A 13,341-nucleotide genomic window follows, 5' to 3' on the forward strand; every position below is an offset into this window, starting at 1 on the left:
CGGTTAAGCCGCGTCAGAGGCGCGCAGCAGGCTGTCGATGTCCAGCCCCTGTTCGCGCATCTGCGCCAATTTGTAACGCAGTGCCCGGGTGGTCATCCCCAGCGCCTCGGCGCTGCGACTGCGATGGCCGTCGAAGCGCCGCAGCACATCGACGATGTATTGAAACTCCGCCTGGCGCTTTGAGGCCTTGAGGCCACACTCGGCCTCCGCCATCACCAGGGCGTCGGTGGCCCCCTGGGGCAGGCCCAGTTCCGCCACCTGCAGGGCACTGCCCCGGCGCATCACCAGGGCGCGCTGGACGGTGTTCTCCAGCTCCCGGACGTTGCCGGGCCAGTCGTAGCCCTGCAGCACCTGGCGGGCGCTGGCACTGAAGTGACAGCGACTCTGGCCGCTGCCAAAGCGGCCCAGGAAGTGCTCCGCCAGGGGCAGGATGTCTTCGCGCCGCTCCCGCAGGGGCACGGTTTTGAGGGGCAACACATCCAGGCGGTAGAAGAGATCCTCGCGAAAGCGCCCCTCGGCCACCGCCTGGCGCAGGTCCTGGTTGGTGGCGGCGATGATGCGGATGTCCAGGGCGATCCCCTGGTGGGAGCCGAGCCGTTCCACCTCCCGCTCCTGCAGCACCCGCAGCAGCTTGGCCTGCAGCAGCAGGGGCATCTCGGCGATCTCATCCAGCAGCAGGGTGCCGCCGTTGGCCGCCTCGAACTTGCCCGGCTTGTCGGCGTGGGCCCCGGTGAAGGCGCCCTTGACATGACCGAACAGCAGGGACTCGAGCATGCTTTCCGGGATGGCGGCGCAGTTGACCGCCAGGAAGGGGCCGTCACTGCGGGGGGAGTGGCGATGGATAAAGCGGGAGAGCTGCTCCTTGCCGGTGCCGCTCTCGCCGGTCAGCAGCACGCTGGCGTCGGTCTGGGCGGCCCGGTGGGCCAGCATCAGCAGTTGTCGCGACCGGGGCGACACCGCCACCATGTCGTCGTGATCCTGCTCCAGCTGCATCAGACGCTGGAGCTGGCTCACCAGCTGATCGGCGTCCAGGGGCAGAAGCAGGTAATCCTGGGCCCCCTGGCGCATCGCTTCGCTGGCCAGTTCGGTCTGTTCCGGCTCCACCAGGGCGATCTGGTACTTGCTGTTGGCCTCGGCCAGGGCCTGACCAACCCGCTCCAGGGGCTGTTGACTCAGGTCCACCAGGGCCACCCAACCGGGGGTCTCGCCGGCGTCGTCCAGTTGGTAGCCCTGCAGCTCCAGCTGGGTGCGTACCAGGCCCGGCAGGGTGACGTTGGCCAGGCTCAGACGCGGGGCATCAGCGGGCATCGGCAGCCACCTCCCGTGCCTGGCCATCTTTGACCAGGCGGATGGTCACCCGCCGGTTCTGATCGCGGCCGGTCCGCTGGCCATTGCTGGCCAGGGGGTAGCGCTCGCCATGACCGCGCACCTGAAGCTTGTCGCGGGCCACGCCCCGCTCGAACAGCAGCGCCCCCACTTCGTCGGCCCGGTCCCGGGACAGCGCCAGGTTGGCCAGGTGGTCGCCCACGTTATCGGTGTGCCCATCCACCAGCACCTCGACGATGGCCGGATCCGCGGCCACGTAGGCGGCGATGGCGTCCAGTTGGTTCAACTGGGCACCGCTGGGCAGCAGTTGACCGCTGCGGTAGGCCAGGGTGACGTGACGAACTTCGTTATAAGGCAGCGGCACCAGGGCGGTACGGCACTGGCGGAATTGGCCCAGGGCGGTGCGTACCGCCACCGGCTGTGCCGCCAGGCGATAGCCCGCCTCTTCGCTGAGCTGCACATCCAGCTGCCAGCCAAGGCCCTGCTCCAGCGCCTCGAGGTAAGGGGTCGCGTCCCCCTCCATCACCGCCCGGCGGCCGGTCCACTGCCAGAGGCGATGGGCATCCAATGCCGGTGCACGGCGCTGCCACTGGGGGGCCACAAGACGACTCTCGCTGTGTCGCGGCTGCTCCACCAGCCAGTCCGCCGCCAAGCTCAGGCCCAGGGGCTGACCCGGGTAAGCGGCCAGGGTCAGGGTGCCAAACCCCTCGACCTGCTGGTGGATCTCGCAGTAGAAGCGGTTGCCCTGGAACTGCCACTGCACGCCATCCATGGGCGTGCTGAATTGGCTGTACTGGGGCGCGGCAAAGGCGGGGAGTCCAAGAAATATCAGGAACAGTGTGCCTGCTGCAATTTTAATCATGACGAATCGCCGTCCAATGAATTCGAATTAATTAAACGACAAAAAACATCATGCCGTTAATTTTCAGGGCACTAACTTAAAATCAAATCCACTTGAAAAGCAATATTGAAATTCTGATTTTGTTGCTGCTAAGGTAACGCCCCAAACCCAGCAATGACGCTGGATTGGCGCAAAATCATCGTCAACAAAATGACATGAACAACGGGATTTTGACGCGCGAATAATTAATGCACAAAGAGGTAGAGATTATTACTTCTTGTTCAGACAAATATTTGACAGCGTCAATTTACCGCTACGATGACAATATTTTGTCGAGCGTCAAAATAGGATTTAAAGTGCGACCATTTATCGCGAATGATATTCGGCCGCATCGTCACATTCGGTGTCACCATTGAGGGAACAGAACGAATGAAAACCACAGCCAAAGCCACGGTATTGCGCGCCGCGGATCAGCACCCCTACCGGCCGGTAGCCCTGGTGCAGGAACGTCTGGCCCGCAGTCGGCTGCTGTTTGAATTGGAGAAGCGTCAGCGCCAGGTACTGGATGCCGTCGCCCAGGCGCTGACCCCGGGCACCGGTCGTGCCCAGAGCCCCATCTACGGCGTCACCGCGCTGCGCAACGAGACCGCTCAACGGTTGCCGAAAGACTTGGCCTGGTTCCAGCTCAGCCTGGAGCGCCAGCCCCTGGCCTGGTGGGGCATCGACCGCTGCAGCCTGGACCAGCTGGCCAGCAGCTACTACGGCGGCGGCAACCGCCCCCTCATCTGCCCCCTGACCCCGCCGAGCCAATCGGAGCTGCGCCTGGTGAAGCGGATGATGGTGGCGGCGCTGTGCGCCCTGACGCCCCAACCGCTGGAGGCGGATGCCCTGGAGCTGGAGCAGCTGGAGGCCGAGCAGGCTTTCCAAGCGCCGATGCGCTGGCAGTTTGACTGGACCCAGTCCCGTGGCCTGCCCCAGATGCAGTGGATGCTCAGCGACCTGGCACTGGCCCGGTTGACCATGGCCCCAAGCCAGCCCACGGCCCAGCCGGACCTGGCAGCCCAGCTCAAGCGCCGGCTGCACCAGCTGCCCATCCGTCTCTCCTGCCAGCTGGCCCACCAGTCGATGCCAACCCAGGCGCTGCAAGGCCTGCAAAGCGGCGAGATCCTGCCGATGACCCTGACCCGGCGCAGCCCGGTGGCCATCGGCGGGCGCCCCATGTTTCACGCCACGGTGCACACCCACGAGGGGCAACTGGTGGCCAAACTCACTCACGACCTACATCAACACGAGGATTAATCGATGTCCGAGGAAACTTTGCTGCTGGACGACGACCTGCTTATGGACGACGACCTCTTTGCCGATGAACCGGCGGCCCCGAAGTCCGAGCCTGCCCCGCGCCCCCAGCGCGACATGCAGTTCTTCAGCCACCTGCCGGTGCAGGTCTCACTGGAGCTGGCCAGCGCCGAGCTGAGCCTGGGCGAGCTGATGGCCATGGGTGAAGGGGACATCGTGGCCCTGGACCGCATGGTGGGCGAACCCCTGGATCTGCGAGTCAACGGCACCCTGCTGGGCCGTGGCGAGGTGGTGGAAGTGAATGGCCGCTACGGCGTGCGCCTGCTGGAAGTGGAAGCCAGCAAACTCTCCGGCATGGGTGGCTGACCCGATGCGTCCCTGGCTGTTGCTGCTGTTGTTGATAAGTCCCTCGGTCCTGGCCGAGGGGGGCCTGACCCTGTTCACCCTGACCGACGGCGACAGCAGCCAGGAGTTCGGCGTCAAGCTGGAGATCCTGGCGCTGATGACGGCGCTCAGTTTCCTGCCGGCGATGCTGCTGATGATGACCAGCTTCACCCGCATCATCGTGGTGCTGGCGGTGCTGCGTCAGGCGCTCGGCCTGCAGCAGAGCCCCCCCAACAAGCTGCTGATCGGCATCGCCCTGGTGCTGACGCTGTTCATCATGCGCCCGGTGTGGACCGAAATCCATGAGACCGCGTTTTTGCCCTACGACAGCGGCGAAATCGGCCTCAAGGAGGCGGTGGCCCGGGGGGAGATCCCCCTGCGCGCCTTTATGCTGGGCCAGACCCGGGAGACCGATCTGGAGCAGATGCTGAAGATCGCCGGAGAATCCACCCAACTCAGCGCCGATGAGGTGCCCTTCTCGGTGCTGATGCCCGCCTTTGTGCTGAGCGAACTCAAAACCGCCTTCCAGATCGGCTTTTTGCTGTTCATCCCCTTTTTGGTGATCGATCTGGTGGTGGCTTCGGTGCTGATGTCCATGGGTATGATGATGCTCTCGCCGCTCATCATCTCCCTGCCCTTTAAGCTGATGGTGTTTGTCCTGGTGGACGGCTGGTCGATGACCGTGGGCACCCTTTCGGCCAGTTTCGGACTGGGATAGGAGGGCTCATGGACGCGCAACAACTCACCGCCATCTTCGCCGACGGCATCTACATGGTGGTGGCCATGGTGGGGGTGCTGATCCTGCCGGGCATGGTGGTGGGCCTGATCATCGCCGTGCTTCAGGCCGCCACTCAGGTGAACGAACAGACCCTCTCCTTCCTGCCCCGGCTGCTGATCACCCTGCTGATGGTGCTGTTCGCCGGCAACTGGCTGCTGCAGCAGCTGTACGACCTTTTCCATCGGCTGTTCCTCGACATCCCGATGTTGATCGGCTGAGCCATGTTCGCCTTCACCACCGAGGAGATCCTCCTGATGATCGGCAGCCTATGGTGGCCCTTTTTCCGCATCGCCGGGGCCTTCACTCTGCTGCCGTTTTTCTCCAACGGTCACGTCCCGGTGCGGGTCAAGGTACTGTTCGCCTTTACCATCGCCGCGCTGATTGGCCCGGTGCTGCCCACCCCGCCGCCCATTGACCCCCTCTCCCCGCGCGCCCTGCTGATCGCCTTCGAGCAGCTGGCGGTGGGCGCCATGATGGGGCTGATGCTGTCGATGCTGCTGCACATCCTGTCGATGCTGGGCCAGATGCTGTCGATGCAGATGGGCCTGGCGATGTCGGTGATGAACGACCCGGCCAACGGCGTGAACCACGCGTTGCTGGGCCAGTGGATGGTGCTCTATGGCACCCTGCTGTTCCTGGCCCTGGATGGTCACCTGGTGGCCCTGGGGGTGCTGGTGGAGAGCTTCACCCTCTGGCCCATCGGCAGCGGGGTGTTGGACCTGCCGCTGATGATGCTGATCATGAAGTTCGGCTGGACCTTTGCCATGGCGCTGATGCTGGCGATCCCGGCGGTGATGGCGATGCTGATGGTCAACATCACCTTCGGGGTGCTCAACAAGGCCGCCCCCACCCTGAACGTCTACTCTCTGGGCTTCCCCCTGGCGATGATGCTGGGCCTGGTGAGCATCCTCATCTCCTTCAGTGGCCTGCCGGGCCGCTACACGGATCTCTGCCTTGATGCCCTGACCGCCATGCACCAGTTTGTCGGGGGGGCCGGGTGAGTCAGTCCAGCGCCGACAAAACAGAGAAGGCCACACCCCAGCAGCTGAAAAAGGCCCGGGACAAGGGCCAGGTTCCCCGCTCCAAGGATCTGGCCACCGCCGCACTGTTCATCGGCTGCGCCCTGATGCTGCTGGCCAGCGCCGACTGGTTTGCCCGGGGTACCGCCGAGCTGCTGCGCTTCAACTTTTCCCTCACCCGGGAAGACCTGATGGAGCCGGACATCATGGTCCGCCACGTCGGCGCCTCCCTGGTGGCGATGATCAACCTGCTGGGCCCGCTATTTATCCTGATCGCCCTGCTGGCCCTGGTGGCCGGCGCCATGCCCGGCGGCCCCCTGTTGAGCCTCAAGAACGCTCAGTTCAAGGGCAGCCGCATCAACCCCATCAGCGGCCTCAAACGGATGTTCTCCATGAAGTCGGTGGTGGAGCTGGTCAAATCGATTCTCAAGGTGTCGCTGATCCTCACCACCCTCTACCTGCTGCTGCGCAGCCGCCTGGAGGGGCTGCTTGGGCTCTACCGCCTGCCCCTGGATCAGGCCGTCCGCGAGGGGATCAGCTTCCTGGCCTTCGGCGTGCTGACCTTGGGGGTGGTGCTGCTGTTCATCGCCCTGATCGACGTGCCCTGGCAGATCTTCGACCACAAGAAGCAGTTGAAGATGACCCGCCAGCAGGTCAAGGATGAGCACAAGCAGATGGAGGGTAAGCCGGAGGTGAAGGCCCGCATCCGCCAGATCCAGCAGAAGATGGCCCGCTCCCGGGCCGATGCCGCGGTGCCCAAGGCGGACGTGCTGCTCACCAACCCCAGTCACTTTGCCGTGGCCCTCAAGTACGACCCGGAGCGGGCCGACGCCCCCTTCGTGATCGCCAAGGGCACCGATGAGCTGGCCCTGCACATGCGCCAACTGGCCCGGCTGCACGGGGTGGAGACCGTAGAGGCCCCGCCCCTGGCCCGGGCGGTCTACCACTCCACCCAGGTGGACCAGATGATCCCCCAGGCCCTGTTTGTCGCCGTGGCCCAGGTGCTCTCCTACGTGCTCCAGCTCAAGGCCCACCGACAGGGCCGTCAGCAGCGGCCGGACCCGCTGCCCAGTTTCCACATTCCCAAGCATTTGCGTCGTTAAATCGAGGACTCGATGATGAAGTTTGCCCTGCCACCGTCGCTGAACATCAAAAACAGCTTTATCGGCATTCCGATCCTGCTGTTGGCGGTTCTGGCCATGGTGATCCTGCCGCTGCCGCCCTGGCTGCTGGACATGCTGTTCACCTTTAACATCGTGCTGGCGATCCTGGTGCTGCTGGTGGCGGTGGCCGCCAACCGGCCCCTGGACTTCTCGGTGTTTCCCACGGTGCTGCTGCTGGCCACCCTGATGCGCCTGACCCTCAACGTCGCCTCCACCCGGGTGGTGCTGATCGAGGGCCACCAGGGCGGCGACGCCGCCGGTAAGGTGATCCAGGCCTTCGGTGAGGTGGTGATCGGCGGCAACTACGTGGTGGGGATGGTGGTGTTCCTCATCCTGATGATCATCAACTTCGTGGTGATCACCAAGGGCGGAGAGCGGATCTCCGAGGTTAGCGCCCGCTTTACCCTCGACTCCCTGCCGGGCAAACAGATGGCCATCGACGCCGATCTCAACGCCGGTGCCCTCTCCCAGGACCAGGCCCGTGACCGTCGGGCCGAGGTGGCCCGGGAAGCGGATTTCTACGGCAGTATGGACGGCGCGTCCAAGTTTGTCCGTGGTGACGCCATCGCCGGGATCCTGATCCTCTTTATCAACATCCTCGGCGGCATCGCCATCGGCGTGTTCCAGCACGACATGGCCGCCGGCGACGCCTTCCGCACCTTCGCCCTGCTCACCATTGGTGACGGCCTGGTGGCCCAGATCCCCTCGCTGCTGCTGGCCACCGCTGCCGCAATCATCGTCACCCGGGTCTCCGACGCCCAGGAGATGCCCGAGCAGGTCTCCCAGCAACTGCTGGCCAACCCGGCCGTGCTGGGCACCACCGCCGGCGTCATGGCGGTGATCGCCCTGGTGCCCGGGATGCCAACCCTGGCCTTCGGCACCTTCGCCCTGGTGCTGGCCTTCGTCGCCTGGAAGCAGTATCAGTTCGCCCCGGCCACCCCCATCGAAGCGGTGGAGGAGAAGGTGGAGGAGGCCCGGGCGGAGACCCGCGCCCCCACTTGGGAAGCGCTGCCCTACACCGACGTGTTCGAGGTGAGCCTGGGGTACCGCCTGGTGCACCTGGTGGACAAGAACAAGGGGGCGGAGCTGCTCAACCGCCTCACCGGCATTCGCCGCACCCTCTCCGAGCAGGCCGGCTTCCTGCTGCCGGAGGTGCGGGTGCGGGACAACCTCTCTTTGGCCCCCACCAGCTACCAGGTCAGCTTTATGGGGATCCCGGTGGCCTCCGGCGATCTTGAGCCGGAACAGTTGCTGGCGATCCAGTCCGGTCAGGTGTACGGCCCCATCGACGGCACCCTGACCAAGGATCCCGCCTACCAGATGGACGCGGTGTGGATCCAACCGGAGAACAAGGCCAAGGCGTTGAACCTGGCCTACTCGGTGGTGGACAACGCCACCATCATCGCCACCCACGTCAGCAAGCTGATGCGCGAACGCCTGGCGGATCTGATCCAGCACGACGACATTACGTCACTGACTGACCGGCTCACCGCCCAGGCCCCCCGCCTCGCCGAGTCGCTCAACAGCGCCCTGACCCCCATTCAGCAGCTCAAGGTGTACCGGGCGCTGCTCAAGGAGCAGGTGTCGCTGCGGGACATTCGCACCATCGCCACCACGCTGCTGGAGTGCTCGGACAACACCAAGGACCCCGTCCTGCTGGCCGCCGACGTGCGCTGCGCCCTCAAGGAGACCATCCTCCACCAGATCGCCGGCAATCGGCCCAAGCTGGAGGTGGCCACCCTGGCCCCGGAGCTGGAGCAGACCCTGATGAACGCCTTGAGCCAGGCCCAACAAAACGGCCAGGTGCCCCTGGACAGCTTTGCCATCGAACCGGCCCTGCTGGGCCAGCTGCAGAGCAAGATGCCCGCCCTGCTGGGGATGATGCAGGAGCAGGGCCACCCGGCGATCCTGCTGGTGCCGCCGCAGCTGCGCCCGGTGCTGGCCCGCTACGCCCGCGCCTTTGCCCAGGGGCTCAACGTGCTCTCCTACAACGAGATGCCGGAGAGTCGCGAACTGGCCATCGGCGCCACCCTGGGCTGAGGGGCCCAGCAAACCCCAAAGGCGGCCCTGGAGCCGCCTTTTTTTGTCCTAAAGTAGCAAGACGGGAAGGGACTGTTCCGTAAGCCATTTTTGTATACAATCTCCGGACGTCAACTTTGAGGGAACCCCATGACTATGCCCATCGGCGTCGGCGGCGCCACCCCCGAAGCGGAGCTGGCGCGACTGCGCGCCCTGCGCTTCTCCCACACCCCCATCGCCCCACAGGAGTACCGCGCGCGACGCGACCTGCTGTGCCAACAGATGCAGGCCCATGAAGTGGGCGCCATCTTCCTGAACGCCGGCACCAACCTGGACTACTTCATCGGCCTCAAGTGGTCCGCCAGCGAGCGCCTGGTGGGCGCCCTGCTGACCGCCGAGGGGGAGCTGCTCTACCTGGCCCCCCACTTCGAAGCCGGTTCCATCGCCGATTTCTGGCTCGAGCCGGGGCCCCTGGCTCTGTGGCACGAGCACGAAAGCCCCTACGCCCTGCTGGGGGCGGAACTGGACCAACGGGGCCTGGGCGAAACCACCCTGGCGATGGACGGCAGCGCCGCCTTTTTCCTGGTGGACGGGGTGTACCAGGCCAACCCGGCCCTGACCCTGGTGAACGCCGATCCCCTGGTCAGCGCCTGCCGGGCCTGCAAGTCGCCGGCGGAGATCGCCCTGATGCAGACTGCCAAGTCGATGACCCTGGAGGTGCACAAATCCGCCGCTCGCATCCTGCGCGAGGGGATCACCACCACCGAGGTGGCCGCCTTTATTCACGAGGCCCACAAGGCCGTGGGGGCCCCCGGCGGCTCCAGCTTCTGCATCGTGCTGTTTGGCGTGGCCACCAGCTTCCCCCATGGCGTAAAGGAGGCCCAGACCCTCAAGGCCGACGACTGGGTGCTGATCGACACCGGCTGCCGAGTGGCGGGCTACCACTCCGACATCACCCGCAGTTACTGCTTCGGCCAGGCCAGCGAGGCCCAGCGCCATGCCTGGCAGGCGGAGAAAGCCGCCCAGGCCGCCGCCTTTGCCGCTGCCCAGTTGGGCCAGCCCTGCGAGGCCCCGGATCACGCTGCCCGTGAAGCGCTGGAAGGCTTCGGTTTTGGCCCCGATTACCAGCTGCCCGGCCTGCCCCACCGTACCGGCCACGGCTGCGGCTTGGAGATCCACGAGGCCCCCTACCTGGTGCGGGGCGACCGTACCCCCCTGGCCACCGGCATGGTGTTCTCCAATGAGCCCATGCTGGTGATCCCGGACCAGTTCGGGGTGCGACTGGAGGATCACTTCTATATGGGCGAAACCGGCCCGGTGTGGTTTACCGAACCCAGCCACAGCCTGGACGACCCCTTTGGCCTGAACGCCTGACTCAGCCTCCGGCCTTCAAAAAACACAAACCCAGCCAAATGGCTGGGTTTTTTCTTGTTAATGGCGAAGTGGGCGAGAGCGACCGTTGCACAGCGACGCAGCGCTTGAGCGCGAGGCAGGGTGAGAGCGTACCGAAGCAACGCTTCGCAGCAGCTTGAACGCGAAGGCAGGATGCGAAAGCTGGCCTTTGAAGACGACCATGGATGGCCGTATGAAAAGCCGAGCGGAGGGAAGCACCAGGGGCGGGTTGATAGTGCTAATCGAGCACGAACCACAGCACCGTCCACTCAACTCAGAATCCGAACAAACAAAAAACCCTTGAGCGTTAACTCAAGGGTTTCGTGTTAATGGCGGAGTGGGCGGAGGGCACTGTCGCGCAGCGACGCAGGCCCGACGCGGCTGCCATGGACGGCAGCCTGGGGGGCGTCACATGGAAGTGTTGCTAGTACTCAACCAACACGAACCACTGAACCGTCCACTCAACTCAAAATCTGAACAAACAAAAAACCCTTGAGCGTTAACTCAAGGGTTTCGTGTTAATGGCGGAGTGGGCGAAAGCGACCGTTGCGCAGCGACGCAGCGCTTGAGCGCGAGGCAAGACGCCGAGCGGAGGGAAGCACCAGGGACAGGTTGCGAGTGCTAATCGAGCACGAACCACAGCGCCGTCCACTCCCGCTCATGTTTCTAAACCACAACGAAAAAAGCCTCATCCGAAGATGAGGCTTTATCGAAATAATGGCGGAGTGGACGGGACTCGAACCCGCGACCCCCGGCGTGACAGGCCGGTATTCTAACCAACTGAACTACCACTCCGCACTAAACTGGTTTAGACAGCTCACCGGTTTGCGAGACCGACGCCCTGTTGCCCCTAAGGGCGGCAAATCAATGGCGGAGTGGACGGGACTCGAACCCGCGACCCCCGGCGTGACAGGCCGGTATTCTAACCAACTGAACTACCACTCCGCACTGGGTTCCCGTGGCCTGAGCCCCGAGAACGAGGCGAATATTACGGTGCGCCCCTCAGGCCGTCAACCGATTTTTGGGAAAAGGCCGACCGACCAGCCAATTTTTCACCAAAGCCTTAAAAACCCAAGTGTTACCCCTTGGGGCCGGGCGTTTCGCCCTCGGAAAACTGGTTGAGGTCGACCTGATCCGGGGTCAGTTCGGAGGGTTCGATGGGCATCGCCATCAGCTGCTGGTAGAGGCGCTGTCGCTTGCGCCAGAACACCAGGGCCACGCCCCCCACCAGCACCAGCACCAGATTGACGCCGCCCACGGTCCAGATCACCCGAGCCCGGGCCTCGGACTCCCGCGCCTTGGCCTCTTTAAGGGCGATCGCCTCCAGCTCCTCCCGGGACAGCGGCGGAGGCGGCGGCGGGGCCACGTAGAAGCTCAGCTGGGGCAGCTGAAGGTAAAACTCCTTGCCGTCGGTGCGGGTGCCCACCGCTTCACCTTCGATGCGGTAGTTGCCGTAGGGGCCCAGCATCGGCAGTTCCACTCGCTGTTTGCGGCTGTGGGGGGTCAGGGTGATGGGGTAGCGGTTCTGATCCGGCGTTTCCACCATTAGCGCCAGGTGCACCTGCTCCGGGCTCACCTCCTCCTCGAGGCTCAGCTCCAACGCGGAGACCTTGTCGGACTCGGAGCGCATCAGGCCGAGGCGCACCGGCTGAGGCAGGATCTCAATCTGCCCGGTCACCTCACGGTGGAACACCGGGTTGTCCACCGTCATCTTGTAGCGGTAGAGGCCGGCGGGGTAGTTGAAGTTCAGATCCGAGGTGAAGATCCCGTCGTGGGGCACCTCATCGAGGCCCTCTCCCTTGTCCTGGTAGGCGCCAATGACGAAAGGGCCGGCGGCGAAGTTTTCGTCGCCGGGGCGATTGGCGCTGCTGATGGCGACCGACCAGTCCAGCTGCTCGTGAAAGTCGCGGATGACGATGCGCTCGTCGTCACCGGTCACCTCGGCGGTGAGCTTGACCCGCTCCCCCCGGTACACCGTCGCCGGGATGGGATCGTGACGCAGGGCGACGCCGCTCATGATCTTCAGCTCCGAGCCGTCCACCACCTCTCCCACCAGTTGCCAGGGGCCCGGGGTGGGGGCGTCAATCTGGATCATGTCGCTGGCGTTGGCCACGTTCCAGCGCACCGAGTCCGGATGTCGGTGGGCGTACCACTTGCTGCCGTCGGGGCGCACCACCACCACGGGGGCGCTGCCGGGGCGGCGCTGGACCAGCAGGGTGATGCTGTCCACGGCGTGGTCGATGCGAAAGCGGTTGTCGAGCAGCTCTGAGGTCTGGGCGCGCTCCAGGGCCTGGGCCGCCGGGGCGAGCAGCAGCAGGCCCAACAGGGCCCGGCCAATTGTCCTAGTGACGAAGCCAGATGGCATCCGAGACCAACTCCATGCGCTTGCTGTGATTGTCCAGTTCATCGGCCGACGCGCGGATCACTTTAGTGCGGCTGCGGTCCGAGGGCAGGCGGACGATGCCGCCGGCTTCCCCCTCCAGGCCGGAGCTGAAGTTCAGCTTCTCCTGGCCGCCGGTCATAAAGAGGAAGACGTCGGCGAGGATCTCGGCATCCAGCAAAGCGCCGTGGAGGGTTCGGTGGGAGTTATCGATGCCGTAGAAGCGACACAGGGCGTCCAGGTTCAGGTTGCCCTGGATCTCACCGCGGTTCTTCTTCTCCCGGGCCAGCTGCAGGGTATCCACCACGTTGCAGTGATCGGTGATCTTGCCAAAGCGCCCCAGCATCTCGAACTCGTAGTCGATAAAGCCGATATCGAAGTTCGCGTTGTGGGCGATAAGCTCGGCGCCGCGGACAAAGTCGAAAAACTCCTGGGCCACCTCGGCGAAGCGCGGTTTGCCCACCAGGAACTCGTCGGTGATGCCGTGCACCTGCACCGCCTCTTCGTCCACCGCCCGGTCCGGCTGAATGTAGACGTGGTAGGTGCGGCCGGTGGGCTTGCGGTTCACCAGCTCAACGCAGCCGATCTCCACCAGTTTATGGCCCAGGTAGTGGGCGCCGGCGCCCTGGTTCATCCCGGTGGTTTCGGTATCGAACACGATCTGGCGCAGATCGGCGGTTGGATTGGTCATAACTTTTCCGACAGTTGGGTATACTGAGCCGCTTGATTATCCCATGGTATCA

General features: G+C 64.4%; 12 protein-coding genes and 2 tRNA genes. 8 read left to right on the forward strand and 6 right to left on the reverse strand.

Features of this window, described 5'->3' with window-relative positions; translation table 11 throughout:
* Nucleotides 1-3: 3 nt before the first annotated feature.
* Together KUV81_RS07695 and KUV81_RS07700 are read right to left on the reverse strand one after the other, a co-directional pair.
* Complete coding sequence (locus tag KUV81_RS07695; RefSeq protein ID WP_222543234.1) at nucleotides 4-1,308, reverse strand: sigma-54 dependent transcriptional regulator; 1,305 nt, start codon at nucleotides 1,306-1,308, stop codon at nucleotides 4-6.
* Nucleotides 1,298-2,188 carry an OmpA family protein gene (locus KUV81_RS07700; protein WP_222543235.1) on the reverse strand — a complete coding sequence of 297 codons (891 nt, stop codon included), beginning with the start codon at nucleotides 2,186-2,188 and terminating at the stop codon, nucleotides 1,298-1,300. The genes KUV81_RS07695 and KUV81_RS07700 overlap by 11 nt, the downstream gene beginning before the upstream one ends.
* Before the next feature lie 408 nt (nucleotides 2,189-2,596).
* On the opposite strand from KUV81_RS07700, the gene KUV81_RS07705 reads away from it, so the two are divergent.
* The 8 genes from KUV81_RS07705 to KUV81_RS07740 all read left to right on the forward strand — a co-directional run bounded on the left by KUV81_RS07705 (nucleotide 2,597) and on the right by KUV81_RS07740 (nucleotide 10,200).
* Complete coding sequence (locus KUV81_RS07705) at nucleotides 2,597-3,466, forward strand: FliM/FliN family flagellar motor switch protein (RefSeq protein WP_222543236.1); 870 nt, start codon at nucleotides 2,597-2,599, stop codon at nucleotides 3,464-3,466.
* A 3-nt stretch (nucleotides 3,467-3,469) separates the two neighbouring features.
* Complete coding sequence (locus KUV81_RS07710) at nucleotides 3,470-3,829, forward strand: flagellar motor switch protein FliN (RefSeq protein ID WP_222543237.1); 360 nt, start codon at nucleotides 3,470-3,472, stop codon at nucleotides 3,827-3,829.
* Nucleotides 3,830-3,833: 4 nt separating this feature from the next.
* Entirely contained in the window at nucleotides 3,834-4,565 is a 732-nt protein-coding gene (fliP, locus tag KUV81_RS07715; protein WP_222543238.1) for a flagellar type III secretion system pore protein FliP, read from the forward strand.
* Between the two features lie 8 nt (nucleotides 4,566-4,573).
* A complete protein-coding gene (locus KUV81_RS07720) occupies nucleotides 4,574-4,843 on the forward strand; it encodes a flagellar biosynthetic protein FliQ (protein ID WP_222543239.1) in 270 nt (89 codons plus the stop codon).
* Between the two features lie 3 nt (nucleotides 4,844-4,846).
* Nucleotides 4,847-5,626: a flagellar biosynthetic protein FliR gene (gene fliR / locus KUV81_RS07725; RefSeq protein ID WP_222543240.1), complete on the forward strand. Its 780-nt coding sequence runs from the start codon at nucleotides 4,847-4,849 to the stop codon at nucleotides 5,624-5,626.
* Nucleotides 5,623-6,747: a flagellar biosynthesis protein FlhB gene (gene flhB / locus KUV81_RS07730; RefSeq protein WP_222543241.1), complete on the forward strand. Its 1,125-nt coding sequence runs from the start codon at nucleotides 5,623-5,625 to the stop codon at nucleotides 6,745-6,747. The genes fliR and flhB overlap by 4 nt, the downstream gene beginning before the upstream one ends.
* A gap of 12 nt (nucleotides 6,748-6,759) precedes the next feature.
* Nucleotides 6,760-8,847: a flagellar biosynthesis protein FlhA gene (gene flhA / locus KUV81_RS07735; RefSeq protein ID WP_222543242.1), complete on the forward strand. Its 2,088-nt coding sequence runs from the start codon at nucleotides 6,760-6,762 to the stop codon at nucleotides 8,845-8,847.
* Nucleotides 8,848-8,982: 135 nt separating this feature from the next.
* On the forward strand, nucleotides 8,983-10,200 hold the full coding sequence (locus tag KUV81_RS07740; RefSeq protein ID WP_222543372.1) for a M24 family metallopeptidase: 1,218 nt from the start codon (nucleotides 8,983-8,985) through the stop codon (nucleotides 10,198-10,200).
* A 736-nt stretch (nucleotides 10,201-10,936) separates the two neighbouring features.
* Here KUV81_RS07740 and KUV81_RS07745 read toward each other — a convergent pair.
* From KUV81_RS07745 to dnaQ, 4 genes are all read right to left on the reverse strand, one after another.
* Nucleotides 10,937-11,013, reverse strand: a tRNA-Asp gene (locus tag KUV81_RS07745).
* Between the two features lie 73 nt (nucleotides 11,014-11,086).
* Nucleotides 11,087-11,163: transfer RNA gene (locus KUV81_RS07750), tRNA-Asp, on the reverse strand.
* A 133-nt stretch (nucleotides 11,164-11,296) separates the two neighbouring features.
* Complete coding sequence (locus tag KUV81_RS07755; protein WP_222543243.1) at nucleotides 11,297-12,583, reverse strand: TIGR03503 family protein; 1,287 nt, start codon at nucleotides 12,581-12,583, stop codon at nucleotides 11,297-11,299.
* Nucleotides 12,561-13,289, reverse strand: a complete 729-nt coding sequence (gene dnaQ, locus KUV81_RS07760) for a DNA polymerase III subunit epsilon (RefSeq protein WP_222543244.1) — start codon at nucleotides 13,287-13,289, stop codon at nucleotides 12,561-12,563. The genes KUV81_RS07755 and dnaQ overlap by 23 nt, the downstream gene beginning before the upstream one ends.
* Nucleotides 13,290-13,341 lie beyond the last annotated feature (52 nt).

Source organism: Ferrimonas balearica (genome assembly GCF_019802085.1).
GTDB classification, from domain to species: Bacteria; Pseudomonadota; Gammaproteobacteria; order Enterobacterales; family Shewanellaceae; genus Ferrimonas; species Ferrimonas balearica_B.